At 38.1% G+C, this 25,167-nt stretch carries 25 protein-coding genes; 9 read left to right on the top strand and 16 right to left on the bottom strand.

The annotated features are described in order from the left end of the window. The first annotated feature begins 1 nt into the window (after window position 1). Window positions 2-436: a hypothetical protein gene (locus AC2YJL_RS17095; RefSeq protein WP_487374817.1), complete on the top strand. Its 435-nt coding sequence runs from the start codon at window positions 2-4 to the stop codon at window positions 434-436. A gap of 24 nt (window positions 437-460) precedes the next feature. Here the strand turns inward: AC2YJL_RS17095 and AC2YJL_RS17100 are convergent, their stop codons facing one another. Both AC2YJL_RS17100 and typA read right to left on the bottom strand, forming a co-directional pair. Further along, window positions 461-778 (bottom strand): YlaH-like family protein, encoded by a 318-nt coding sequence (locus AC2YJL_RS17100; protein WP_013056067.1) that lies wholly within the window; start codon window positions 776-778, stop codon window positions 461-463. A 160-nt stretch (window positions 779-938) separates the two neighbouring features. Further along, complete coding sequence (gene typA / locus AC2YJL_RS17105) at window positions 939-2,777, bottom strand: translational GTPase TypA (protein ID WP_013056066.1); 1,839 nt, start codon at window positions 2,775-2,777, stop codon at window positions 939-941. 113 nt (window positions 2,778-2,890) lie between these two features. Here typA and AC2YJL_RS17110 point away from each other — a divergent pair, with 113 nt between their 5' ends. Beyond that, window positions 2,891-3,076: a YlaF family protein gene (locus AC2YJL_RS17110; RefSeq protein ID WP_195695017.1), complete on the top strand. Its 186-nt coding sequence runs from the start codon at window positions 2,891-2,893 to the stop codon at window positions 3,074-3,076. 108 nt (window positions 3,077-3,184) lie between these two features. Here the strand turns inward: AC2YJL_RS17110 and AC2YJL_RS17115 are convergent, their stop codons facing one another. After that, window positions 3,185-3,991 (bottom strand): inositol monophosphatase family protein, encoded by an 807-nt coding sequence (locus AC2YJL_RS17115; protein WP_230932078.1) that lies wholly within the window; start codon window positions 3,989-3,991, stop codon window positions 3,185-3,187. A gap of 195 nt (window positions 3,992-4,186) precedes the next feature. After that, entirely contained in the window at window positions 4,187-4,372 is a 186-nt protein-coding gene (locus AC2YJL_RS17120; RefSeq protein WP_013056063.1) for a hypothetical protein, read from the bottom strand. A 267-nt stretch (window positions 4,373-4,639) separates the two neighbouring features. Between AC2YJL_RS17120 and AC2YJL_RS17125 the strand changes: the two genes are divergently transcribed. Beyond that, on the top strand, window positions 4,640-5,275 hold the full coding sequence (locus AC2YJL_RS17125) for a YktB family protein (protein ID WP_230932077.1): 636 nt from the start codon (window positions 4,640-4,642) through the stop codon (window positions 5,273-5,275). A 49-nt stretch (window positions 5,276-5,324) separates the two neighbouring features. On the opposite strand, the gene AC2YJL_RS17130 is transcribed toward AC2YJL_RS17125, so the two are convergent. Continuing rightward, window positions 5,325-5,594, bottom strand: coding sequence for a UPF0223 family protein (locus AC2YJL_RS17130; protein WP_487374818.1), 270 nt, complete (start codon window positions 5,592-5,594; stop codon window positions 5,325-5,327). A 531-nt stretch (window positions 5,595-6,125) separates the two neighbouring features. Between AC2YJL_RS17130 and AC2YJL_RS17135 the strand changes: the two genes are divergently transcribed. Then, the gene (locus AC2YJL_RS17135; protein ID WP_028414107.1) at window positions 6,126-7,601 is read left to right on the top strand and encodes an aminotransferase class I/II-fold pyridoxal phosphate-dependent enzyme; all 1,476 of its coding nucleotides are present in this window, start codon (window positions 6,126-6,128) and stop codon (window positions 7,599-7,601) included. A gap of 38 nt (window positions 7,602-7,639) precedes the next feature. On the opposite strand, the gene AC2YJL_RS17140 is transcribed toward AC2YJL_RS17135, so the two are convergent. Then, on the bottom strand, window positions 7,640-7,765 hold the full coding sequence (locus tag AC2YJL_RS17140) for a GapA-binding peptide SR1P (protein ID WP_013056059.1): 126 nt from the start codon (window positions 7,763-7,765) through the stop codon (window positions 7,640-7,642). 393 nt (window positions 7,766-8,158) lie between these two features. Between AC2YJL_RS17140 and AC2YJL_RS17145 the strand changes: the two genes are divergently transcribed. Continuing rightward, the gene (locus AC2YJL_RS17145) at window positions 8,159-9,679 is read left to right on the top strand and encodes a glycine betaine uptake BCCT transporter (RefSeq protein ID WP_193423632.1); all 1,521 of its coding nucleotides are present in this window, start codon (window positions 8,159-8,161) and stop codon (window positions 9,677-9,679) included. A gap of 49 nt (window positions 9,680-9,728) precedes the next feature. Here the strand turns inward: AC2YJL_RS17145 and AC2YJL_RS17150 are convergent, their stop codons facing one another. From AC2YJL_RS17150 to AC2YJL_RS17175, 6 genes are all read right to left on the bottom strand, one after another. Beyond that, window positions 9,729-9,971, bottom strand: a complete 243-nt coding sequence (locus tag AC2YJL_RS17150; RefSeq protein WP_016763437.1) for a hypothetical protein — start codon at window positions 9,969-9,971, stop codon at window positions 9,729-9,731. Between the two features lie 249 nt (window positions 9,972-10,220). Beyond that, on the bottom strand, window positions 10,221-11,633 hold the full coding sequence (gene lpdA / locus AC2YJL_RS17155; protein ID WP_013082295.1) for a dihydrolipoyl dehydrogenase: 1,413 nt from the start codon (window positions 11,631-11,633) through the stop codon (window positions 10,221-10,223). A 3-nt stretch (window positions 11,634-11,636) separates the two neighbouring features. Next, window positions 11,637-12,938, bottom strand: a complete 1,302-nt coding sequence (locus AC2YJL_RS17160) for a dihydrolipoamide acetyltransferase family protein (protein ID WP_013082294.1) — start codon at window positions 12,936-12,938, stop codon at window positions 11,637-11,639. A 102-nt stretch (window positions 12,939-13,040) separates the two neighbouring features. Further along, window positions 13,041-14,018 (bottom strand): alpha-ketoacid dehydrogenase subunit beta, encoded by a 978-nt coding sequence (locus AC2YJL_RS17165; protein ID WP_013056055.1) that lies wholly within the window; start codon window positions 14,016-14,018, stop codon window positions 13,041-13,043. 3 nt (window positions 14,019-14,021) lie between these two features. Continuing rightward, on the bottom strand, window positions 14,022-15,137 hold the full coding sequence (gene pdhA, locus AC2YJL_RS17170) for a pyruvate dehydrogenase (acetyl-transferring) E1 component subunit alpha (RefSeq protein WP_013056054.1): 1,116 nt from the start codon (window positions 15,135-15,137) through the stop codon (window positions 14,022-14,024). Window positions 15,138-15,720: 583 nt separating this feature from the next. Continuing rightward, window positions 15,721-16,386: a YkyA family protein gene (locus tag AC2YJL_RS17175; protein WP_164797425.1), complete on the bottom strand. Its 666-nt coding sequence runs from the start codon at window positions 16,384-16,386 to the stop codon at window positions 15,721-15,723. A gap of 169 nt (window positions 16,387-16,555) precedes the next feature. Between AC2YJL_RS17175 and AC2YJL_RS17180 the strand changes: the two genes are divergently transcribed. After that, window positions 16,556-16,666 (top strand): YjcZ family sporulation protein, encoded by a 111-nt coding sequence (locus tag AC2YJL_RS17180; RefSeq protein WP_016763434.1) that lies wholly within the window; start codon window positions 16,556-16,558, stop codon window positions 16,664-16,666. Between the two features lie 174 nt (window positions 16,667-16,840). Then, window positions 16,841-17,395, top strand: a complete 555-nt coding sequence (def, locus tag AC2YJL_RS17185; RefSeq protein ID WP_013056051.1) for a peptide deformylase — start codon at window positions 16,841-16,843, stop codon at window positions 17,393-17,395. Window positions 17,396-17,423: 28 nt separating this feature from the next. On the opposite strand, the gene AC2YJL_RS17190 is transcribed toward def, so the two are convergent. After that, the gene (locus AC2YJL_RS17190) at window positions 17,424-18,206 is read right to left on the bottom strand and encodes a Cof-type HAD-IIB family hydrolase (protein WP_230932076.1); all 783 of its coding nucleotides are present in this window, start codon (window positions 18,204-18,206) and stop codon (window positions 17,424-17,426) included. Window positions 18,207-18,756: 550 nt separating this feature from the next. On the opposite strand from AC2YJL_RS17190, the gene AC2YJL_RS17195 reads away from it, so the two are divergent. Continuing rightward, window positions 18,757-18,966 (top strand): DNA-dependent RNA polymerase subunit epsilon, encoded by a 210-nt coding sequence (locus AC2YJL_RS17195; protein ID WP_116515471.1) that lies wholly within the window; start codon window positions 18,757-18,759, stop codon window positions 18,964-18,966. Window positions 18,967-18,971: 5 nt separating this feature from the next. Beyond that, entirely contained in the window at window positions 18,972-20,639 is a 1,668-nt protein-coding gene (rnjA, locus tag AC2YJL_RS17200; protein ID WP_013056048.1) for a ribonuclease J1, read from the top strand. A gap of 42 nt (window positions 20,640-20,681) precedes the next feature. Here rnjA and AC2YJL_RS17205 read toward each other — a convergent pair whose 3' ends face one another. From AC2YJL_RS17205 to AC2YJL_RS17215, 3 genes are all read right to left on the bottom strand, one after another. Further along, window positions 20,682-21,344, bottom strand: coding sequence for a potassium channel family protein (locus AC2YJL_RS17205; protein WP_013056047.1), 663 nt, complete (start codon window positions 21,342-21,344; stop codon window positions 20,682-20,684). 152 nt (window positions 21,345-21,496) lie between these two features. After that, the gene (locus tag AC2YJL_RS17210) at window positions 21,497-23,302 is read right to left on the bottom strand and encodes an ABC transporter ATP-binding protein (protein WP_230932075.1); all 1,806 of its coding nucleotides are present in this window, start codon (window positions 23,300-23,302) and stop codon (window positions 21,497-21,499) included. Window positions 23,303-23,317: 15 nt separating this feature from the next. Next, a complete protein-coding gene (locus AC2YJL_RS17215) occupies window positions 23,318-25,054 on the bottom strand; it encodes an ABC transporter ATP-binding protein (RefSeq protein WP_230932074.1) in 1,737 nt (578 codons plus the stop codon). Window positions 25,055-25,167: the final 113 nt, after the last annotated feature.

Here is a 25,167-nt window from a genome sequence, read left to right on the forward strand (position 1 = left end):
GGTGCTCCGATTAGGAATAAGTATTGGCATGTTAAGCGGGATTATCCTTGGGTTATGTTTAAAATGGATAGAGTGGCTAACCGGCAAACAAGTTTATACCCTTTTATTAAATGTTGATTTTATTCCTATCATTGGCCCCATGCAATGGCCTGAATGGGTAGAGTTTGTTTTTCATTTACTCATTGCCGCTGCAATTGGGATCGTTTTTGTTTACATAGTAGGTAAATTAAATAATATGTCTATTCGAAAAATCGTATTGTATTCCTTTTTATTAACACTTCCAACCATTCCTTTGTATTTTCCGTTGACGCTGCTTGCGCTCAAGCCTACGCCTGCGGTGGATGATGCAGTAGCGATTTTTTATTGGACAGCTGGCCATTTAATTTTCGCAGCCGCTCTTGTCTTCGGCTATATCATACTAAAAAGACGCTTGTAGCTACAAGCGTCTTTTTATGTAGTTTTATGAACCCAACGTGGAGTTTTGCTTCTTAGCCTGATACAGCCGTATTTTATAAATAATCAACACAAGCGCTGCAACCACAAGCCCTTCAGCTACAGGTAAAAAAATGCCTAAAAACGTTAAGATCGTACATCCAAAAGCTAAAAACAGATAAATAACTACAGATTTTAAAAGCGGCAGCTTCTTTGCAAACCCGAGTTTGTACACGAGAACAGATAGCCCTAAAATGGTAAAGTATAACAGCCACATTCCTATTTTTGCATGTTCATCCACTTGATACAAAGCAGCAAAAAATGAAAGGTGTTCTTTTACATCCATATTTCTTCCCCCTATTCCTTACTTTACATTATTCGATATAAGCCACCTTTTTCCTTTCCAAATTCCTTATTTATAAAACGCTTTCAAAAAATAGAAAATTCTGATATAATAGATAAAAAACAAGCCGCTAGCAAATAGAGCTAACGACTTACTTTTTTTATTATTTCGTGTCAGCGTATTTTTTCTTTTTCGCTGCTTTTTCACGTTCATTTTTATCAAGAATTTTTTTACGTAGACGAATAGATTCTGGTGTGATTTCACAATATTCATCTTCGTTTAAATATTCAAGTGATTGCTCTAAAGACATAATACGAGGTTTTTTCATACCTGTTGTTTGATCTTTATTAGCAGAACGCATATTCGTCATTTGCTTCATTTTACAGATGTTAACAACGATATCATTTTCACGAGTGTGTTCTCCTACGATCATACCTTCGTATACTTCTGTACCTGGCTCAACGAAAATTGTACCGCGGTCTTCTACGCCTTGGATTCCATAAGTAGATGATTTACCGCTTTCCATAGAAACAAGCACACCTTGACGGCGACCTCCAACTTGACCTTGCTGCATTGGTTGGTAGCTATCAAATGAATGGTTAATGATACCGAATCCACGAGTTAACGATAAGAACTCAGTTGTATAACCGATTAAACCACGTGCAGGAACCATAAAGATCAGACGAACTTGACCGCTGCCGTTGTTAATCATATCAACCATTTCACCTTTACGAGCACCCATTGATTCCATAATAGAACCCGTATGTTCTTCAGGCACGTCGATTTGCACACGTTCAACTGGCTCGCAGCGAACGCCATCAATTTCACGAACGATTACTTCAGGTTTTGATACTTGAATCTCATATCCTTCACGACGCATGTTTTCAATTAAAATAGATAAATGAAGTTCTCCACGTCCTGAAACAACCCATACATCCGGTGAATCAGTATTTTCCACGCGTAAACTTACATCCGTCTCAAGTTCAGACATTAAGCGCTCTTCAATTTTACGAGATGTAACAAATTTACCTTCACGACCAGCAAACGGTGAATTGTTTACTAAGAACGTCATTTGTAAAGTAGGTTCATCAATACGTAAAATTGGCAGTGCATCTTGGTGGTCAAACGGACATACTGTTTCACCTACGTTGATGTCTTCCATTCCTGATACAGCGATCAGGTCTCCTGCTTTTGCTTCTTCGATTTCAACACGCTTTAAGCCTAGGAAACCGAATAATTTTGTTACACGGAATTGTTTTACCGTACCGTCAAGCTTCATTAATGCAACTTGCTGGCCTACTTTCATTGTTCCGCGGAATACGCGGCCTACACCGATACGACCAAGATAGTCATTGTAGTCAAGCATTGCCACTTGGAATTGAAGTGGTTCATCGCTGTTGTCTACTGGTGCTGGAATGTGCTCGATGATTGAGTCAAATAGAGATGACATGTTCTCATCTTGCTTTTCAGGATTCGTGCTAGCTGTTCCGTTGATTGCTGAAGCATAAACAACAGGGAACTCAATTTGTTCCTCGCTTGCACCTAGTTCAATAAATAAGTCAATTACTTCATCAACTACTTCAGTTGGACGAGCAAAGTCACGGTCAATTTTGTTAACAACAACAATCGGCGTTAAGTTTTGCTCTAATGCTTTTTTCAATACAAAGCGAGTTTGAGGCATACATCCTTCGTATGCATCTACTACAAGTAGAACACCGTCTACCATTTTCATAATACGCTCAACTTCTCCACCGAAGTCAGCATGTCCCGGCGTATCCATAATGTTGATACGCGTATCTTTATAATTAATAGCTGTGTTTTTCGCTAAAATTGTAATTCCACGCTCACGCTCAAGGTCATTTGAATCCATCGCACGTTCTTCAACATGCTCATTAGTACGGAATGTTCCGGACTGATGTAATAATTTATCTACTAACGTTGTTTTCCCATGGTCTACATGGGCAATAATGGCAATATTACGTAAATCTTTACGAATGTTCACGCATTTCACTCCTATGCTTGTAATAACTAAGCTATTATATCACACTAACTCTAGAATTGCAGAATGATTTTGTTGTACACTATAAATATCCGTTATAAATGGGAGGAATCAACATGAGAAACATTAAGTGGGTACTTGTTTTATATGCATTTATCGCAACTGCGGCAATTATGTCAATCGGCATATTTATCGGAGAAGGAAGCGCTCTCGGGGTCATTTTAGCTATCGCAGCTTTAATTGTTGTAATGGGCCTTGGCTTTACGACTAAGAAAAAAATGCGAGAAAAAGGGCAGCTGTAATTTTTTTGCGATGATTGAAAGCGTCATGGCCATTTGCAACATCAAAATGGTTCATGACGTTTTTTCATCACAAAATTCTTTGACTACACGTAAGTCTTCACTTCTATTTTATTTATTCCACTTTCCTTCAAGGTACGTACGAAAGATTTCGTCATGTAATGTTGGTTTGCTTACAAATACACTGCTTTTTTCAAGAATCTCTAACGGCTTTCCTTCTAAATCCGTCATAACTCCTCCAACTTCTTCAATCAATACTTTACCGGCAGCAAAGTCCCATGGAGCCAAACGTAAAGTAATGTATCCATCTAAGCGTCCAGCCGCTACGTAAGCAAGCTCAATAGCTGCGGATCCATATGAACGGGTCCCTCTTACTTTACGCACAAGCGGACTTAATACGGAAGGATCAATACGGCGGTTCTCCGTCACCCATGTTGCATTTAGGCTAATAATAGCTTGTTCAACTGGTACAGGTTCAAGTTTCGGCAATTGGATATCATTCATAAACGCGCCCTGTCCTTTTAAAGCATGATACAACTCATTATGAATAACATCATAAATATAACCTGCTTGTCCTACACCATTTTCAAATATACCGATGGAAATAGCAAAATTTCGCTGCTGATGAACAAAGTTCATCGTACCGTCGATTGGATCGATAATCCAAATCGTTCCTTCTTCTGATTCAAGCTCTTCTCCATATCCTTCTTCTCCGATAATATGATGTTCCGGAAAGGTTTCATTGATTTTTGAGATAAAAAACTGTTCAATTTCTTTATCCATATTTGTTACTAAATCATTTGGATTCGATTTCGTTTGAATGAGAAGTTCTTTACTAAACGACTGTTGAATTTTTTGTCCAGCTTCTTTTAGCCACTCTTTAACGTATGTATCGATTTCTTTCCAGCGTTGCGTCATCTCAATTCCCCCTCAAAAATACGTCTCTTATTTAAGCTTAAAAAAACCTCTGCAAGATGTCAATTAACAGAGCACGTGGGAGAAGACCTGCCGCTTCTTCTCCCACGTGCTCTGTTACCACTTATGAATCTGCTCATTCAGTTTAATCCTTTTTTACAGTTTACCCTTATTTGTTCTATTTTATTCCCGTATCTGCTACTGAAGAGATATCATTTCTTCACGAAGTTTCTCGAGCTTTCGCTTACATTTTTGTTTTTGTTCCTCATTATTCTCCATCATGGCTTCATATAATGTCGCTAACTCGTAATCTAACTCCAAACGAATTACACCTAATCTTTTTTGTCCATCATTCTTCTTATACATATTCACCACTTGTTTCATTCTTCAAACACCCCTCTCAAATTATTGAACCCGCTTATAGAAAACTAAATTTTCAGATATTTTGATTGATATAGTCTATGTCGAAACCTAATCTCATGTAACTAAATTGTGTGATTACCTATAAAAAAATGATAGACACGTTTTGACAAGCATATGCGAATTAATTGGTGTTTATGCTTTTCATGTGGTAGAATCTTCGCGTAAATCATACTTACTTGCATAGATGCACAGCAGCTATACATATTCACTAAAAAACGGAGGTTTCACATGGCATTCTCAGGATTTTCACAAGATGACTTTAACGTATTCCGTATCGAGGGACTTGATGCACGTATGGAAGCCATCAAGACAACGATACGCCCAAAATTCGAACAATTGAGCAATCATTTTGCTCCTACTCTTTCTTCACTTTGTGGAGATGAAATGTTCGTACACATTGCCAAACATGCACGAAGAACAGTTAACCCGCCAGCAGATACGTGGGTAGCCTTTGCTAACAGTAAACGCGGGTATAAAAAGCTCCCTCATTTTCAAATTGGCCTTTGGGAAACACACGTCTTTGTGTGGTTCGCCGTCATTTACGAATCACCTATTAAAGAACAATTTGGAAAGCTGCTAAAACAAAACATTGAGGAGATTCGTCAAAATATCCCAGCCTCGTTTGTTTGGTCGAAAGATCATACAAAACCTGATAGTGACAAAATGGGCGACTTATCTTCTGAAGACCTAGAGAGTTTGTTTGAACGTCTAGAGACGGTTAAAAAAGCTGAGATCCTATGCGGCATTACAATTCCAAAAGAAGAAGCGATTGCAATTAATGGCGAAGAATGGATAGCTCGTATTGAACAAACATTTCATACGGTAACTCCATTATATGAACTAACTAAAAAAGCATATGCATAATTTTAACGAATTGATATAAAAAAAATGGAGCCAAGCTTGGCTCCATTTTTTACATTTTTATGATGTCTCCAGAAGAAGCAGCCTTTGCTTTTTGAATCGTTCGATAAGAAGAGTATTTGCTTTGATCTTCAAAATCGTTACAGAGTGTTTTTTCTTCTGCTTTACTTGGCACAATTTCTTTAAATCGGCGATAGACTGCCATTAAGTGATCACGCTCAATACCTTTTTCATAAGCGCGTTCAATGCTTTCAAAAAACTTCACTACATCAATAATTTCTTCTGTACTCCAATCAAGGGAGATAGGGTATTGATATTCCACTTCTCATCACTCCATTTATTTCTTCAATCTATGTATATCTATATTCTTAACTCTATCACAATCTATAATGTACACAAAATTTATTCTCTTTTCACACAAGAAAATTTCTCCTTTTTTTTCTTTTTATTTTCTCTTTAAAATATCTTTGCAAATGGGTTAATAAGTGCTATAATTCTTTTGTTTTATGGGGATTTTCAAAACATAAAGAACTATAAAATAATGAGTAATAAGCAGTTTACAATTACTTGTATTTTTTTAACTAAAAATTGTATTTATATTATCAAACAGTAGTAAACATACACGTTTCATTCATTTATATAATGGTTAAAATCAAGAAAACTGCCGAGTAGAATTTCTGTTGAATTTCTTTTATAGAAAAAAGATCTGTTATTTTAATATGTAGAATTCAACAGCCACTAGTTTTGGTTATATAAAATTGAATGCTGTAATTTGATAAAAAAACAATCAAAGTCCCTCTAAGCTTTGCTTAGAGGGACTGACAATTTATGATAAAAGAGGTGTATAGCAAAGTTGTCTTCTCAATTTTCAACTCCATTATTTACTGGATTGGTTAATCACGCTAAGAAAAACCCAACACAATTCCATATCCCTGGACATAAAAAAGGAAATGGAATGGATCCTGAATTCCGCTCATTTATTGGCGATGATGCTTTATCCATTGATTTAATTAATATCGGTCCTCTTGATGACCTTCACCAGCCAAAAGGCATTATCAAACAAGCGCAGGATTTAGCTGCAGAAGCATTTGGTGCTGACCATACTTTTTTCTCTGTTCAAGGAACGAGCGGAGCAATTATGGCAATGGTTATGGCGACATGTGGACCTGGAGATAAAATTATCGTTCCTAGAAACGTGCATAAATCTGTTATGAGTGCGATTGTTTTTTCAGGAGCTACGCCTATTTTTATTCATCCTGAAATTGACGAAAACCTTGGCATTTCTCACGGTATTACATCGGACTCTGTAGAAAAAGCCTTAAAGCAGCACCCTGAAGCAAAAGCAGTGCTGGTTATCAACCCAACTTACTTTGGAATTTCCGGAGACCTTCGTAAAATCGTAGAAATCGCTCACTCGTATCAAGTGCCTGTACTTGTTGATGAAGCTCACGGCGTTCATATTCACTTCCATGATGATTTGCCTCTGTCTGCTATGCAGGCCGGTGCAGATATGGCAGCAACAAGCGTGCATAAATTAGGTGGCTCTATGACGCAAAGTTCAATTCTAAACATACGCGAAGGCTTAATTTCTCCAAAACGTGTACAGTCTATTTTAAGCATGCTGACAACAACATCAACATCTTATCTGCTGCTGGCTTCTTTAGATGTTGCACGAAAACGTTTAGCTACAGAAGGAAAAGAGCTGGCTGAACGTGCAATTTCTCTTGCTGAAAAAGCACGAAAAGAAATTAATACAATTGAGCATATCCGATGTATAGGCAGAGAAATTTTAGGGACAAAAGCTACGTATGATTTAGACCCTACTAAATTAATTATTTCTGTTTCAGATTTAGGAATTACGGGCTATGACGTAGAAAAATGGATGCGTGAAGCTCATAATATCGAAGTTGAAATGTCTGACCTTTATAATATCCTATGTATTATCACGCCTGGAGATACAGAAGAAGATCTGTCACGTCTGGTCACAGCTCTGCGTGAGTTATCTGCAAAATTCCATAATCTTTCTGAGACAACGGCAAAACCCGCTATTTTATTGCCTGATATTCCTGTATTGGCTTTAACACCTCGCGATGCTTTTTACGCTGAAACCGAAGTGGTACCTTTTCATGAATCGGCAGGCCGTATTATTGCAGAATTTGTGATGGTCTATCCTCCTGGTATCCCTATTTTTATTCCTGGGGAAATCATCACTGAGGAAAATTTAACCTACATTGAAACAAACTTAGAGGCAGGTTTACCAGTGCAGGGTCCGGAAGACTTTGAATTAAAAACCTTTCGTGTCATTAAAGAGCATAAAGCAATTCAATAAAAAAAAGGTGCGAAGTTCCGCACCTTTTTTTTATTGAATTAATCTAAATCTTCATCTGCTTTTTGACATTCTCCGCTTTTACATGTTGAGTATAATCGCGTCACTTTCTCATCTTCGAAATGATCAATTGTGCAGTTACATGTTTGACATACGATTGTTCCCATTTTGTAAACTCCCCTTTAACCGTCTTTTTTTGTAAGCGTTTTACAACTCTTGATATTATATTATTATGTCACATTAAATATGTCAACAACTAATTAGTATGTCACATTAAAAATATTTTTCTCATAAATGTTATATTTGTTTTCAAAAATCTGAACGCTTAGCATCATCTCTATTTATATGAAAAAACAATGTCTACTTTCATATCTATTTCCGCACTTTAAAATAATTACGAAAAATAAGAATTTGAGCTCTTGCCGTTTTTTCTTACTAATAGGGTAGACATTTCATGTAAACTTTACTAGAATGTATAACCATGTGGTTTCATGTATAGCTAAAAAGGTTATATGAGAAACTATGTTATGTAAAATAGAATAGGAAGGGAGCGATAATCGATGAAAAAACTGACTCCTGTTTTTATCATATCGGTTATTATTGCTGCAGTATTTATCGTATGGGGTGTTATTCCAGAATCTGTGCTAGGAAGCGCAGCGCTTACGCCTGTCACATCGGCAATACATAGTTTTATCATCGAGAAATTTGGCTGGTATTACTTACTAGCAGCTACATTATTCTTAGTTTTTACACTGTACTTAATTTTTTCGAAGTACGGAAACATCAAACTAGGGAAGCCTGACGAAAAACCTCAGTATGGTTATGTCTCATGGTTTGCCATGTTATTTAGTGCTGGTATGGGGATTGGTCTTGTATTCTGGGGTGTCTCAGAACCAATCAATCATTTTCATACTCCACCTTCTGGTGAAGGCGGTACAGCAGAATCGGCTCGCGCTGCTCTACGTTATTCGTTTTTCCACTGGGGTTTACATCCTTGGGCTATTTATTCCGTTCTTGCACTGGCCCTTGCATATTTTCAATTTAGAAAAGGTTACCCGTTCATCATCAGCAATATTTTACGTCCACTACTAGGAAAACGTGTTGATGGGCCTCTTGGAACGATCATAAACGTCATCGCCGTATTTGCAACTGTCTTTGGGGTAGCAACATCTCTAGGCCTTGGCGCTATTCAAATTACCGGTGGAGCCTCTTACTTGTCGCCAAGTATTGATAATAATTTCACGACTCAATTAATTGTTATTATTATCGTGACGTTCTTGTTCATGCTGTCAGCACAGACTGGTCTGAACAAAGGTATTAAGTATTTGAGTAACATTAATATTGTTTTAGCGATTCTGCTAATGCTATTCTTGTTATTTGCAGGTCCAACCAACTTTATTATGGACTTATTCGTTACAACAATTGGCAGCTACATTCAAAACTTGCCGTCGATGAGTTTTCGATTGAGCCCGTTTGATAACAGCACCTGGGTTCAAGATTGGACAATTTTCTACTGGGCATGGTGGATTGCTTGGGCACCGTTCGTTGGTACGTTCATTGCTCGTATTTCACGAGGTAGAACCATTCGAGAATTTTTAATTGGTGTACTAGCTGTTCCGACCGTATTTGGCGGATTATGGTTTGCTGTATTCGGAGGTTCTGGGGTCTACTTAGACTTTTTTAAGGATCTTCCTGTTATGGATGTTATCAACAATAAAGGAACAGAAGTTGCTTTATTCTATGTACTTGAACAGTTTCCATTTGGTACGTTCATGTCCATTGTCGCTATTTGCTTAATCGCTACATTCTTCATTACATCAGCTGACTCAGCTACATTTGTTTTAGGAATGCAGACAACAAATGGTGATCTAAATCCTTCAGGCTCTATTAAACTTACGTGGGGCTTAATTCAATCGTTAACAGCAATTATTCTGCTTTGGACGGGTGGTTTGGACGCGCTCCAAACAGCTGCGATTATAGCAGCACTTCCATTCTCAATTGTGCTGGTGCTAACGGTCTTCTCATTAATGAAAGCATTTAAAGAAGAAGGCGCATTAAAAAGAGAAAAGAAATCTGTGTAAGACAAAAAAAGCGTTAGCTTATATAAGCTAACGCTTTTTTTATACAATCTTACGCCGTACAAAATAAAATTAGTTGATAACATGTCAAGCAGACAGCTGAAGTTGTACCCGTCATCATAAGCGCCAGTCTTTTAGATTTGACGTTCATTTCGGCTATGCCGTAAGCTAAATAAGCAAATACTAAAAATAAAATAATTTTAGATGTCAACTGATCACGTTTTGATAGCAATTCAACCAGTGAATAACCCATCCAAATAACAATGTGTAAGCTCCAAACGAAATACGTCTTCATAGCTCCTTCGCCGCCTTTTCATTCGTTATCCAAAGAAGCAATTTTTTATCTATCTATAAGGAAAGCACGTCCCACTTCATATGTATGCATCTAGAGCTCATTTAAGACTGCCTCAGCGCTTTTTACACGTTTCTTTTAAATGGATTACTCACCAGCAACAAAAGTTTCCTGACAAGCATCTGATACTTTATGAAAACCGTTTTCTTCAAAAAAAAAAGCTGATGCATACGCATCAGCTTTTTAAAAACATTATTTTACAATGTGAATTGGGCTTCCAATAGCTACTTCAGCAGCTTCCATTGTGATTTCACCTAATGTTGGGTGAGCGTGAATTGTTAATGCGATATCTTCAGCTGTTACGCCAGCTTCGATAGCAAGACCAAGCTCAGCGATCATGTCAGATGCGCTAGGTCCAGCAATTTGAGCACCAACAACTACTCCGTCTTCTTTACGAGTGATAAGCTTCAAGAAGCCTTCTGCAGCGTTAAGTGCAAGTGCACGTCCGTTAGCAGCAAATGGGAATTTAGAAGCTTTAACAGCTAATCCTTCTTCTTTCGCTTGTGCTTCAGTATAACCTACAGATGCAAGCTCAGGCTCAGAGAATACAACTGCTGGAATTCCTAAGTAGTCAATTTCAGCAGGTTCGCCAGCGATTACTTCAGCTGCGATTTTACCTTCGTAAGAAGCTTTGTGTGCAAGTGGTGGTCCAGTTACGATATCACCAATTGCAAAGATGTTGCTTACAGATGTACGAGTTTGGTTATCGATTTCGATAAGACCACGGTCAGTCATTTTAACGCCAACTTGCTCAAGACCAAGCTCATCAGTGTTAGGACGACGGCCTACAGTAACTAATACGTAGTCAGCATCGATTACTTTTGACTCTCCGCCTACTTCAAACGTAACTTGTACGCCGTCAGCAGTTTCTTCAACACCTTTAGCCATTGCTTTTGTATAGATTTCAACGTTTCCTTTTTTCTTAAGGTTACGTTTAACAAGTGAACTCATTTGTTTTTCAAAACCTGCTAAGATTTCATCAGCAGCTTCTACAAATGTAACTTCTGTACCGAAGTTAGCAAAAGCAGTACCAAGCTCAGTACCGATGTAACCTCCACCGATTACAACTAATTTTTTAGGAACTTCTTTAAGCGCTAATGCACCTGTAGAGTTGATTACGCGCTCAGAGAATTTGAATCCAGGGATCTCGATTGGGCGAGAACCAGTTGCAAGGATAGCATTTTTGAATTTGTAAGTTTGTGCAGAATTTTCATCCATTACACGTACAGTTTCGCTGTCAACGAAGTAAGCTTCACCTTTTACGATGTCAACTTTGTTACCTTTAAGAAGGCCTTCAACACCGCCAGTAAGTTTGTTTACAACGCCGTTTTTGAATTCTTGAACTTTAGAGAAATCAACTGTTACGTTCTCAGCGATAATCCCCATGTCTTCAGAATGTTTAGCGTGTTCAAAACGGTGACCTGCAGCGATTAATGCTTTTGAAGGAATACAACCAACGTTTAAGCATACGCCTCCAAGGTTACCTTTTTCTACGATTGTAACTTTTTGACCTAATTGAGCTGCACGAATTGCTGCAACGTAGCCACCAGGGCCAGCACCAATGACAAGAGTATCAGTTTCGATTGGGAAATCTCCTACTACCATTTATTACGCCTCCATTAATAATAATTCTGGATCATTTAATAAACGCTTGATTTGGTTAAGAGCGTTTTGAGCTGTTGCGCCATCGATAATACGGTGGTCAAAGCTTAGTGATAATGCTAATACTGGAGCAATTACAATTTCACCATCGCGTACAACTGGTTTTTCAGCGATACGTCCGATACCTAAAATTGCAACTTCTGGGTGGTTGATAACAGGAGTAAACCATTGTCCACCAGCAGAACCGATATTTGTGATTGTACAAGAAGCGCCTTTCATTTCAGCAGGAGCTAATTTACCATCACGTGCTTTTCCAGCAAGGTCGTTAATTTGATCAGAAATTTCGAACACAGATTTACGATCAGCATTTTTCACAACTGGTACTAAAAGACCTTTTTCAGTGTCAGCAGCGATACCGATGTTGTAGTAATGTTTTTGAATTACTTCATCAGTAGAGTCATCGATTGAAGTGTTAAGAGCTGGGAACTTCTTAAGTGCTGAAGTTAACGCTTTTACCACGTAAGGTAAGAATGTTAATTTAATACCTTGATCTGCTGCAACTGTTTTGAATTTTTTACGATGAGCAACAAGAGCTGTTACATCGATTTCATCCATTAATGTTACGTGTGGAGCAGTGTGTTTAGAGTTAACCATAGCTTTTGCGATTGCACGGCGGATACCGCTCATTTTCTCGCGAGTTTCTGGTAGGTCGCCTTCAGGAATAGCTTGTGCTGCTGCTGCTTTTGGTTCAGCTGAAGCAGTTTCCTCTTTAGCTGGAGCTTCAGCAGTTGCTGTAGCTGTAGAACCACCAGATAGGAAGCCATCGATGTCATCTTTAACAATACGTCCGTTTTTACCTGAACCAGGAACAGCTTTAATGTCTACACCTTTTTCACGAGCATATTTGCGCACTGAAGGCATAGCAATTACTTTACGGTTAGGATCAACATCAGCTTGTGCTGCAGGAGCTGTTGCTTCTTCAGTCACTTCTTCAGTTGAAGCTTCTTCTTTAGCTTCTTCTGCTGGTGCATCATCATGATCGTCACCTTTGAATTTTAAGTCTTCGTATCCAGGAGCATCAAAAGTAACGATAACTTGTCCTACAGTAGCTACTGTACCTTCGTCAACTTTTACTTCTAATACTTTACCTTTTACAGGAGATGGGATTTCAACAACAGCTTTGTCATTTTGTACTTCTGCTAGTACATCATCCTCATCAATTTCATCTCCAGCTTTTACGAACCATTTTACAATTTCACCTTCGTGGATACCTTCACCGATATCCGGCAGTTTAAATTCAAATGCCACGTGTCTTCACCCTCCTAGTTAGTTGCGTTCAATTTGTTAGTGTTTATTTTATCTAAGACAGAAATCAGCACAAAGCTGATTTCTATCACAGTAAAATGCTAATTAAAATTCAAGTACTTTCTTAGCTGTTTCAACGATATCTTTGTGGTCTGGTAACCATACGCCCTCAGCTTGAGAGAATGGGAACACAGTATCCGGTGCTGTTACACGTAATACTGGTGCTTCTAAGCTTAAGATTGCACGATCGTTAATTTCAGCTACAACGTTAGCTGCGATACCAGCTTGTTTTTGAGCTTCTTGAACTACTACTACGCGACCAGTTTTTTCAACTGATGCAAGAATTGTATCGATATCTAAAGGTTGAACTGTACGTAAGTCCACTACTTCAGCAGAGATACCTTCTTTTTCTAGTTCTTCAGCTGCTTTTAATGATGAGTGTACCATTGCACCGTAAGCGATAAGCGTTACGTCTGTACCTTCACGTTTCACATCAGCTGTACCTAAATCAATTGTGTATGATTCTTCAGGCACTTCTTGACGGAATGAACGGTAAAGCTTCATGTGCTCTAAGTATACAACCGGATCGTTATCACGAATTGATGAAATTAAAAGACCTTTTGCATCGTATGGAGTTGAAGGAATTACAACTTTTAAACCAGGTTGAGATGCTACGATACCTTCTAAGCTATCAGCGTGAAGTTCTGGTGTATGAACGCCTCCACCAAATGGTGAACGGAATGTGATTGGTGCATTCCAGCGACCGCCAGAACGGTAGCGCATACGTGCTGCTTGACCTGATACAGAATCAAGTACTTCGTATACGAAACCAAAGAATTGAATTTCAGGAACCGGACGGAAACCTTGAGTCGATAGACCTACAGCAAGACCACCGATACCAGATTCAGCTAATGGCGTATCGAATACGCGATCTTCGCCGAATTCTTGTTGAAGACCTTCAGTCGCACGGAATACTCCACCGTTTACGCCAACGTCTTCACCAAAAACTAATACGTTTTCGTCGTTTTTCATTTCTGTGCGTAACGCATCAGTAATCGCTTGAATCATTGTCATTTGCGCCATGGCTTACTTCGACTCCTTCTCTTTGTAGATTTCATATTGCTCTTGTAAGTTTGAAGGCATAGTTTCGTACATGATTTCCATTAAATCTGTAACTTTTTGTTTTGGATAATCGTCAGCCTTCTTAATAGCTTGTTTGATATCTTCTTTAGCTTGCTCGATTACTTTGTTTTCTTCTTCTTCATTCCAGATGCCTTTAGCTTCTAAGAATTTACGGAAGCGAACAAGTGGATCTTTCTTTTCCCACTCAGTGTCAAGCTCAGCTGTACGATAACGAGTTGGATCGTCACCAGCCATTGTATGTGGACCATAACGGTAAGTTAATGTTTCAATTAAAGTTGGACCTTCACCGTTTACTGCACGCTCACGAGCTTCGCTTACTGCAACGTATACTGCTAGTGCATCCATACCGTCTACTTGAACGCCTGGGATACCAACAGCCGCTGCTTTTTGAGCGATTGTACGTGCTGCAGATTGCTTTTCAACTGGTGTTGAAATTGCAAAGCGGTTGTTTTGTACAACAAAGATTGCTGGAGCTTTGAATGCACCTGCGAAGTTCATACCTTCGTAGAAGTCACCTTGTGAAGCTCCGCCGTCACCTGTATAAGTGATCGCTACTGCTTTTTTACCGCGCTTTTTAAGACCTAGTGCCACACCAGCAGTTTGCACAATTTGTGCACCGATGATGATTTGTGGAGAAAGTACATCTACACCTTCTGGCGCTTGGTTACCGTGGAAATGACCACGAGAGAATAAGAACGCTTGATATAGTGGAAGACCATGCCAAATTAACTGAGGCACATCACGGTACCCAGGTAAAATGAAGTCTTCTTTTTCTAATGCGAAATGTGAAGCGATTTGAGAAGCTTCTTGCCCAGCAGTTGGTGCATAGAAACCTAAACGACCTTGACGGTTCAATGAAATTGAACGTTGATCAAGAATACGAGTGTATACCATGCGAGTCATTAACTCTTTTAATTTTTCGTCAGATAAATCTGGCAACGCTGATTTATTTACTACTTCGCCCTCTTCATTAAGAATTTGGAACGTTTGGTACTGCTCAGCGATTTTATCAAGTTGCTTTGATACATCAATAATAGCCTTTTTAGTTTTAGCAGCCATCTAAGTCACCTCTTCCTTTCATTTAAGCCGTATAAATTCATTTTACTAATCAAACAAACATACACGCTTTTAGAATGTCCCAAATGGACAAGTAAAAGTCATATTTTGTCGAGTAGCTTTTTGAATTCGCTAATCCTTAACATTTCTATGTATTCCCCAGCGAATTCTGTGCAAACATTTACGTAAAAGGAAAGTTTAAGCGAAACGAGCGTTTCGTTAAACTGTATTAATTATTTTGCAAAAATGATTAATACAACACTTACTACGCTACCTAGTTTACAATACACTAAAACAGTTCGTCAATGCATTTACATCAAGAAATTACGCTTTTTTAGTTTGTGAAATAAAACACATAAAAAAGACATGCTGTACTATTACACAGACACAAACTGTATTATATGTTTTATAATAACCTTCTCTTTTTTTATGTCTGCACATCTCCTATCTTGCCACAAATAAACGAATTTTTAAAACAATAACCTTTTGTAATTTTTACTTGAATCATGTCGAAACTCTTTCTTTATTTCAGAAAACCTTCCTTTTCAGCCAAAAAAAAAAAGACCTGTAAACTTCACAGGCCTTCTTATTTATCCTCGCTATTTTTCACCTTTAACTTCGTTTTATTATAAAAATCCTCTTTGGCTTTGTTATAGTCAGCTGTTAATGTGTTAAACGTTTCTTTTTTCTTTTCAACTTCTTTATAAGTAGCGTTGATCGAAGCGATTTGTGTTTCAAGATTCTCTAATTTCACATTGTCTTTCTCAAAGAGCGTATATAGCTGACGATCTAATTCAATGGAATGAAGATAGGCATCATGTAAGGACTGGTAGGCCTTATAACGCTTCTTCATTAACGAAGATAGTTCAAGCGCCTCTTCTTTTGCTTTGCCATCTTCTAGCTTTTGGATCTTTGGCTCTGTCGCTTCAAACTGTTTTTGCGAAGCGCTGATGCTTTTTTCTTCTTTTTGTAATTTACTTTCACGCTCATCTAATAACTGCTGCGCTTTTTGTGCTTTATTTTTTATTTTCTTTTTATCTTTAATCCCTAGCTCAATAATTTGGTCGTATATCGCATTTTCTTGCTGTTCTAAATCAGCTAACGGTTTTTGCTGATCAGCAAATTGCTTTTCTTGTGCTACCACTTTTTCTAATCCATTGTATACCTCAAGCTCAGGCGATGAGCCCTCTGCACAGCCTGCTAGTGACATAGCAGCAATGCCGATAACTATATATCTTCCGACGCATTTCATATCTGGTAAATCCTCCCTTATTCATGGGCCATTATACAATTTTTGTAGGAAATTAGCAATTTATCTACACCCTTTTTCCACCTTTTAATATATTATACTAACCCAATCGTGAAAAAAAGGGAGTTTATTACTTTTTACCTTGGGATTGATAACTACGGGAGGTTACATTATGTTGGGTTATGGTGGATATGGCTGTGGCGGTTCTAATAAAGGTTTTGTGTTATTAATCGTACTGTTCATTTTATTAGTTATTATCGGCTGCAGCTGTGGCGGCTGGTAATTATACAATAAAAGCGGCTAACGGTCGCTTTTATTTTTTCTTATGCATGTTTTTCCATATGTGTGATACATATAATTAGTGGAAACATTTATGTGGTCAAGGTCGAGGTAATGACTTTTTTATACGGATTTGGTACACTTTATACCTATAAAATAGCCTAGGGAGATGTGAAAGTTGATTACAATGAACGATATTATTCAAGACGGACACCCAACGCTGCGAGAAGTAGCAAAAGAAGTACCGTTACCTGCTTCTGAAGAAGATAAAAAGATTTTACATAGCTTATTAGAATATGTAAAAAACAGCCAAGATCCTGAAATTGCTGCTAAATATGGACTGCGATCTGGTATCGGGCTTGCCGCTCCTCAAATTAATGTATCAAAACGAATGATTGGGGTACACGTTACGGATGAAAAAGGCAAGCTATACAGCTATGCATTATTTAACCCTAAGATCATTAGCCACTCAGTAGAAAAGACATACCTTACAGGCGGTGAAGGCTGCTTGTCTGTCGATCAAGATATCCCAGGATTTGTTCCTCGATATGCACGTATCACAGTAAAAGGCACAACGCTTGAAGGCGAAGAAGTGAAAATTCGTTTGAAAGGCCTTCCTGCTGTCGTATTTCAGCACGAAATTGATCATTTAGACGGAATTATGTTTTATGATTACATTAACAAAGAAAATCCATTTCAAGAACCTGAAAATGCTTTTCCATATGAACGCTAAAAAACGCGAGCTAAAGCTCGCGTTTTTCTTATTTTAATAATCCTACTAGCTCTAATCCGTGAAGAATACCATCTTCTGCTACATCTTTTGTAACAAGGTTAGCAACTTCTTTCACGACTTCTTCCGCATTTCCCATCGCTACGCCATTTCCGGCAAATTCCAGCATTTCGATATCGTTTAAGCCGTCTCCGAATGCATATACATCTTTTCTGTCAAAGCCAAGCTTTTCAATCATGGTCTCAATTCCTCGCGCTTTTGATCCACCTTTTGGCAGAACATCAGTTGAAAATTCATGCCAGCGAATAAAGTCAAATTTCTTAAATTTTTCTTCATAAGGAGCTTCTTCTCCCGCTGTACAGAATAAGAGGGATTGATAAATTTCACGCCCTTTGAAATAAGTAGGATCGTGGTGAGGGTGGGTAAATCCAATTTTCAGCGTGCTGATGCTGGATTCGATATAATCATGAAATTCAATGTTTGATTTCATATCTTCATGATCCATGTATACGACAGGGTGATCATGCTCAACAGCAAAAGCTGTTAAATCTTGAAGCTCTTCTTTATTTAAAGGGTTTTTGTAAAGAACTTCTCCATTTAAAACAATGTACTGACCATTAAAGCTAATATATGTTTGAATATCCAACTCTTCACGCAGATCTTTAAACATAAAAGGAGCCCTTCCAGTTGCAATTGCCACTTCATGCCCCTGTTCTTTTAACAGCTGGACAGCTTTTTTTGTAGAAGCAGGCAGTTTTTTATCATGATCCAATAACGTTCCATCAATATCAAAAAAAATAATCTTTCGTTCCACGTTTATCACCTTATTTTTTATAATTTTTTATCTCTTTGTTAAGCCTTTCCAATTATATCAAACAAGCGCTCGTTTCTCTATAAATGGACGGTTCAATTTACATTTTTTCCATATTTAACCACGAGAAACCTCTCCCTTTTCATCATATAATAAAAGTACAGAGAGAGACAGGCAGGTATCGCAAAAAAAACAAAGGAGCTGAAAAATCATGTTAAAAGATTTTCGAAAAAGGCTGCTAAAACGCTGGAATGAATTATTGCGTAAAAAAACGATGGCATAATCGATTTTTTTAGGGCTTTCTGTTGTAAAATTTGCAGAGTGTGTGTCTGCATCGTACAATGGAATAGCCCTTATTTTTTATACGCCCGGAAAATATAGTCTTGTATCCGTTTCCTATTAATATTATTCTATAATTAATTGACTTGTTATATTTAGATGACTAAAATGTAGTGAAAGCAAGTTTCTTTAGAAAATACATGAAATACATACACATTTTATAATATAATAAAATAAGTTATTTGAATTTCGGAATTAAGGAGAGATTTTTGTTATGATTTTTAAAGTTTATTTTCAAGAAAAACTGAATGAAGTAGCTGTACGTGAAAATACAAAAACAGTGTATGTGAACGCAGATTCTGAGCGTGACGTTCGTAAAAAGCTAAAAGCGCGTTCAATTAATATTGAGTTTGTTCAAGCAGTGACTGGAGACTATCTAGAATATGAACAACAGCATGAAGATTTTAAAGTATTGGAGATATGATGAAAATGAAATTTGTAAAAAATAATCAAACGGCAGTTTTCGCCCTAGGTGGACTAGGCGAGATCGGTAAAAATACGTATGCCGTACAGTTTCAAGATGAAATTATTCTTATTGATGCAGGAATTAAATTCCCTGAAGATGAGCTTTTAGGAATTGACTACGTTATTCCTGACTACAGTTATCTGGTAAAAAATGCAGATAAAATCCGTGGCCTTTTCGTTACACATGGTCATGAAGATCACATCGGCGGAATTCCTTACTTATTAAGAGAATTAAACATTCCTATTTATGCAGGGAAATTAGCCCTTGGGCTTCTTCGCAACAAATTAGACGAGCATGGGTTGCTTCGCACAGCTCAGCTTCATGAAATTACTGAAGATGACGTAATTAAATTCCGTAAAACATCGGTAACGTTCTTCCGCACAACTCACAGTATTCCTGATTCTTACGGAATTGTGGTAAAAACACCAAACGGACAAATCGTACATACAGGAGATTTCAAGTTTGATTTTACACCCGTGGGCGAACCGGCTAACTTAACAAAAATGGCTGAAATCGGTAAAGAAGGCGTTCTATGCTTGCTTTCAGACAGTACAAACAGTGAAATTCCTAACTTTACGATGTCTGAGCGCCGCGTAGGTGACAGCATTCATGACATTTTCCGTAAAGTAGACGGCCGTATTATTTTTGCAACGTTTGCTTCAAATATTCACCGCTTACAGCAAGTAGTGGAAGCAGCCGTATTGCATAACCGTAAAGTTGCTGTATTCGGACGCAGTATGGAAGCAGCTATTGAGATTGGCCAACAGCTTGGATATATTTCATGTCCAAAAGATACGTTCATTGAGCCTTCTCAAATTAACCGAATTCCAGCTAACCGCGTGACTATTTTATGTACAGGCAGCCAAGGTGAACCGATGGCAGCGCTATCTAGAATTGCAAACGGCACTCACCGCCAAATTCAAATTATCCCTGGAGATACGGTTGTATTCTCATCTTCACCTATTCCAGGAAATACAGTAAGTGTTAGCAAAACAATTGATATGCTATTCCGTGCAGGAGCAGAGGTTATTCACGGTGCTCTAAACGATATCCATACTTCTGGACACGGCGGACAGGAAGAGCAAAAATTAATGCTTCGTTTGATGAAACCAAAATACTTTATGCCAATTCACGGTGAGTATCGCATGCAGAAGATGCACATCAAACTTGCAACAGACTGTGGAGTTCCTGAAGAAAACTGCTTCATTATGGATAATGGAGAGGTGCTAGCTTTAAGCGACAGCGAAGCTTCAGTAGCTGGAAAAATCCCTTCAGGCTCTGTATATATTGACGGAAGCGGAATTGGTGACATTGGAAATATCGTACTTCGTGACCGCCGCATCTTATCTGAAGAAGGTCTTGTTATTGTCGTTGTAAGCATCAATATGAAAGACTTCAAGATCGCTGCTGGTCCAGACATTATCTCTCGTGGTTTTGTTTATATGCGCGAATCTGGTGACTTAATTAATGATGCACAATCTCTTATTACAAAACACTTGAACAAAGTGATGGAACGTCGTACGTCACAATGGTCTGAGATTAAAAATGAAATTACAGACACATTGGCTCCATTCCTTTACGAAAAAACAAAGCGCCGTCCAATGATTTTACCAATCATTATGGAGGTTTAATACAAGAAAAAGAGCAGATGCAATTGCATCTGCTCTTTTTTATTAAGCACTGGCAAATTTATTTTCGAAGCGGTTGATATCTGCATCTGCTCCAATAACAATCAACACGTCCCCTTCTTGAATCGTTTCGGACGCCTGAGGAGAAACGATGATATCTCGATCACGCTTAATGGCTACAATGTTAATGCCATATTTCGCACGAATGTCTAACTCAATCAGCGTATTGCCAGCCATTCTTTTGCTCGCTACTAATTCGACAATGCTGTGTTCTTCAGATAGCTCTAAATAATCCAGCACGCTGTTTGAAATCATGTTATTGGCAATTCTTCGTCCCATATCTCGTTCGGGATGCACGATAAAATTGGCGCCAATTTTTGATAACACTTTGGCATGATAATCATTTTGCGCTTTTACCGTTATTTTTTCAACACCCAGCTCTTTTAAAATAAGGGTCGTCAAAATACTTGCCTGAATATTGTCACCAATAGCTACGATAACGTGATCAAAATTACGAATTCCTAAACTTTTTAGAACCCCTTCATCCATTGAATCGCCTACTACTGCATGCGAAGCAACATTAGCATACTCATTTACCTTTTCTTCATCAATATCAATCGCCAGAACTTCCATTCCTTGATCGCTTAATGTTTTACAAATACTTCCTCCAAATCTACCTAATCCGATGACTGCAAATTCTTTTTTCATTTGAATTCCTCCATTATGTACAGGAAAAAATCTGAACTACCGTTATTTTACCACAATTCTTTTGCATCAACCTCATTTTCCCGTTAACACTTATACCTCTTTACCATTTCTCACACTCATAGAAAAACAGAGAGTTTAGCTCCCTCTGTTTTTTAAGCTGTAGCATGGGTTTGAACAAGGTAATAATATACGCCTTTTTGCTGCATTAGTTCCCCGTGATTCCCTGTTTCAATAATGCTTCCATGATCTAATACAATGATGTTATCTGCCTCTCGTATAGTAGATAACCGATGAGCAATCATGATGGCAGTTCTGTTTTTTAACAGCGTTTTAAGCGCCTGTTGAATCTTCACTTCCGTTTCTGTATCAATGCTTGCTGTCGCTTCATCTAAAATGATAATACGAGGATCAGCCAACAGCGTTCGAGCAAATGAAATCAATTGACGCTCTCCCACGGATAAGACGTTCCCTCGTTCTTCTACTTCCGTATTATAGCCTTTTTTCAGACGCTTTATAAAACCTGCAGCCCCTACCGCTTCTGCGGCCTTAAACACTTCATCATCAGTAGCATCCGGTTTTCCAAACCGAATGTTTTCCATAATGGTTCCTGAAAAGATAAAGGTTTCTTGCAGCACAATACTAATTTGCGCTCGTAAACTCGCTAACGTAATATCTCGAATAGGCATATTATCAATTAAAATCTGCCCTTCGTTCACATCATAAAAACGGGTGATTAAATTAGCAATGGACGTTTTTCCAGATCCAGTATGCCCCACTAAAGCAACCGTCTGGCCTTCTTTTATGTCAATTGATACGTTGTTGAGAGCTTTCCGCTTCCCATCATAAGAAAATGAGACGTGTTTGAACTGGACTTTTCCCTTCATACCGTCTAAAGAGGTAGCGGTTTTCAAATCTGTGACGAGAGGTTTTTCATCTAGAAATTCAAAAATACGCTCGGATGAAGCCATTCCCATTAATAATTGATTATACACTTGCCCTAAACGAGAAATCGGTTCCCAAAACATTCCAAGATAAAAAGCAAATGATACAAAAATACCAATTGTTAGCCGTTCATCTTGAATAAGTGCGGCACCGAACCAAATTAAAATAGCCGTTCCGACAGCATTTGTGAGTTCTACAACCGGTCGAAACATGGCATTTTTTCGAGTAGCTTGCCTCCAGCTCTCGTAATTTTCACTGTTTATGCGATCAAAAAACAGCATATTTTCTTGTTCTTGAGCAAATGATTGAGTGACGCGAATGCCTTGAATACTCTCATTTAAATGTGAATTTAATACTGACTGCTTCATACGAACAACTTGCCATGACCGACGAATTTTTCTTCTCAGCTTTGTGGAAATCAAGAACATAATCGGTAAAATGACTAAAACAGCACATGTCAAAGCAGGACTGAGAGAAAATAAGATAACTACAATCCCAACTAACAATAAGAGGTCCATAAACAGGTTAACTACCCCGTTGGTAAATAAATCTTGAAGAGAGTTAATATCATTCATAATCCTTACAAGAATAGAGCCTCCTGAACGCGTATCAAAAAACCGGTGCGACAGACCTTGAACATGCGTAAATAAATGTTTTCTTAAATCATATATAACGTGCTGCCCGAGTTGGTTCATCCATTTAATTCGAAAAACATTCGAAATATAAGAGAGGACATACAAGCTAAAGATTATGAAAACTAACTGCATGAGCAGCGTGCTATTCTTATCTTTTACAGCGTGATCAAGCGTATAGACACCTATCAAAATAGGAATAGCAAGTCTAATGACCGTCGTGATAATGACCATAAGAAACGAGAAAGGAAGCAAATTTTTTCGATATGGATGAAGGTAACGAAACAAGCGGGCCATTTGCTTCCAGTTAAACATCTTGTCAATGATTTGATCTGTTTGATAATAAAAGCGCTCTCGCACAACTTTATTTTTTTCGGCTTCCATTCTATTCCTCCCTTGTTATACGTTCATCACCGACGTATTGCTTTCATATTGAATGTCATAAATATTTTTATAAATCCCTTGCTTTTGAATGAGCGTTTCATGGCTTCCTCTCTCTTTTATTTGACCCTCATGTAAAACCAAAATTTCATCGGCATGTCGCAAAGAAGAAAGGCGGTGTGCGATAATAAACGTCGTACGATTTTTCATCACTTCTTTTAAAGCCAATTGAATTTCTCTTTCTGTTTTCATATCAACGGCACTCGTCGCATCATCTAATACTAAGATGCTCGGGTTTAAGATAAGCGCTCGTGCAATCGCAATGCGCTGCTTTTGTCCTCCTGATAACCCCAGTCCTCTCTCTCCCAGCATCGTGTCATACCCATCTGGAAGCTCCATAATAAAATCATGCGCCTGCGCTCGTTTTGCAGCATCAATAATGTCTTCTCTAGAAATACCCGGCACGCCATAAGAGATGTTGGTTCCTATGCTGCTTGAGAACAAAAACGTTTCTTGAAGTACAAAGCCAATTTCTTTCCGAAGAACAGAGAGCGGATACTCTTTAATCGGACGATGGTTAACTAAGATTTGTCCTGAAGTCGGTTCGTAAAACCTCGTAAGCAGCTGTGTTAAGCTTGTTTTGCCGGCTCCAGTTGCTCCAATTAAACCTACGACTTTTCCTTTAGAAGCAGAAAATGATATGTTCTCAAGCGACTTTTTTTCTTCGTTTGGATAGGATAAGCTAACATGTTGAAACTCGACCGTTCCATTAATAGAGAAACTTCCGGCATGCTCATGGACTTTTTCTTCTTCTTCTAAAATTTCTAGCAGCCTTTCACCTGAAGCTTTAGACTGTGAAAACATATTGATAACAAACCCTAGATTCATAATAGGCCACATTAAATAAGAGGTTAAGCTAAAGAAAGCAACAAGCTCCCCCGGACGTACGCTTCCGTTCATAACAAGCGCTCCTCCATACGCAAGGAGACCAACAATAGATAAGTTTCCTATAAACTCCATTAAAGGGAAATAAGTTGCCCACACATTCGCGGTTTCAATGTTTCGATGTTTATAAACTCCGTTGGAGTCGTTAAATTTAGAGGTTTGAAATTTTTCTCTTGATAATGACTTGACCGTTTGTATGCCGCTTATATTTTCCTGAACATTTGTATTAAGTTCCCCAAACGATTGGCGAATTAAGCGAAACGCTGGATGAACACGTTTATCAAAACGATAAACAGCTACCCCCAAAAATGGCAGCAGGCAGATTGTGACCAGAGTGAGTGAAATAGAGTAGTAGAACATAACGGAAAAGCTGGCAGTAAGTAAAATAACGAAGCGAATTAATTCTGAGAAGCCAAAAGATAGAAAAAAACGAAATCCTTCTACATCAGCTGTCAACCTGGACATCAAGTCCCCTGTTTTAGCATTGTCATAGTAAGAAAACGGTAAATACTGAAGTTTGCGGTAAAGTTTATTGCGAAGAGTATACACGGACTTAATTCCAAATAAGTCGCCGTAATATTGCTGAATATATGTAAAGATTCCTTTGACAATCATCAGCCCAATAAAAATAAATGCTACATTATCGACTAGCTGATATTGTTTTCCTAACACAATATGATCAATCGTATATTGCAACACAATAGGGTAAATCACAGTGATGGAGGTGACAAATAACAAACAAATAGCAGAATAAAAAAAGTACATTCGGTACGGCAAATAAAAATCTTTTAGTTTTTTAAACGTTTCCATATACCCCGTCCTTCCTTTAGCTAAAATGTGCCACACATATTTAAATATATCGGTTCCCGAAATAAATTACCATAATTTTTAGATATTTTTTCAAAAAAAGGTAAATAGTCATA

The sequence above is a fragment of the Priestia sp. SRI_019 genome, assembly GCF_057586255.1.

Excerpts from the sequence above, each read along its gene's own strand:
- lpdA (WP_013082295.1), bottom strand. The coding sequence starts at position 11,633 with ATGGTAGTAGGAGATTTCCCAATCGAAACTGATACTCTTGTCATTGGT.
- AC2YJL_RS17210 (WP_230932075.1), bottom strand. The coding sequence starts at position 23,302 with ATGGAAGCCGAAAAAAATAAAGTTGTGCGAGAGCGCTTTTATTATCAA.
- rnjA (WP_013056048.1), top strand. The coding sequence starts at position 18,972 with ATGAAATTTGTAAAAAATAATCAAACGGCAGTTTTCGCCCTAGGTGGA.
- AC2YJL_RS17215 (WP_230932074.1), bottom strand. The coding sequence starts at position 25,054 with ATGGAAACGTTTAAAAAACTAAAAGATTTTTATTTGCCGTACCGAATG.
- AC2YJL_RS17110 (WP_195695017.1), top strand. The coding sequence starts at position 2,891 with ATGAGAAACATTAAGTGGGTACTTGTTTTATATGCATTTATCGCAACT.
- AC2YJL_RS17195 (WP_116515471.1), top strand. The coding sequence starts at position 18,757 with ATGATTTTTAAAGTTTATTTTCAAGAAAAACTGAATGAAGTAGCTGTA.
- pdhA (WP_013056054.1), bottom strand. The coding sequence starts at position 15,137 with ATGGCTGCTAAAACTAAAAAGGCTATTATTGATGTATCAAAGCAACTT.
- AC2YJL_RS17165 (WP_013056055.1), bottom strand. The coding sequence starts at position 14,018 with ATGGCGCAAATGACAATGATTCAAGCGATTACTGATGCGTTACGCACA.
- AC2YJL_RS17115 (WP_230932078.1), bottom strand. The coding sequence starts at position 3,991 with ATGACGCAACGCTGGAAAGAAATCGATACATACGTTAAAGAGTGGCTA.
- AC2YJL_RS17120 (WP_013056063.1), bottom strand. The coding sequence starts at position 4,372 with ATGAAACAAGTGGTGAATATGTATAAGAAGAATGATGGACAAAAAAGA.
- AC2YJL_RS17145 (WP_193423632.1), top strand. The coding sequence starts at position 8,159 with ATGAAAAAACTGACTCCTGTTTTTATCATATCGGTTATTATTGCTGCA.
- AC2YJL_RS17150 (WP_016763437.1), bottom strand. The coding sequence starts at position 9,971 with ATGAAGACGTATTTCGTTTGGAGCTTACACATTGTTATTTGGATGGGT.
- AC2YJL_RS17100 (WP_013056067.1), bottom strand. The coding sequence starts at position 778 with ATGGATGTAAAAGAACACCTTTCATTTTTTGCTGCTTTGTATCAAGTG.
- AC2YJL_RS17175 (WP_164797425.1), bottom strand. The coding sequence starts at position 16,386 with ATGAAATGCGTCGGAAGATATATAGTTATCGGCATTGCTGCTATGTCA.
- AC2YJL_RS17140 (WP_013056059.1), bottom strand. The coding sequence starts at position 7,765 with ATGGGAACAATCGTATGTCAAACATGTAACTGCACAATTGATCATTTC.
- AC2YJL_RS17180 (WP_016763434.1), top strand. The coding sequence starts at position 16,556 with ATGTTGGGTTATGGTGGATATGGCTGTGGCGGTTCTAATAAAGGTTTT.
- AC2YJL_RS17205 (WP_013056047.1), bottom strand. The coding sequence starts at position 21,344 with ATGAAAAAAGAATTTGCAGTCATCGGATTAGGTAGATTTGGAGGAAGT.
- AC2YJL_RS17125 (WP_230932077.1), top strand. The coding sequence starts at position 4,640 with ATGGCATTCTCAGGATTTTCACAAGATGACTTTAACGTATTCCGTATC.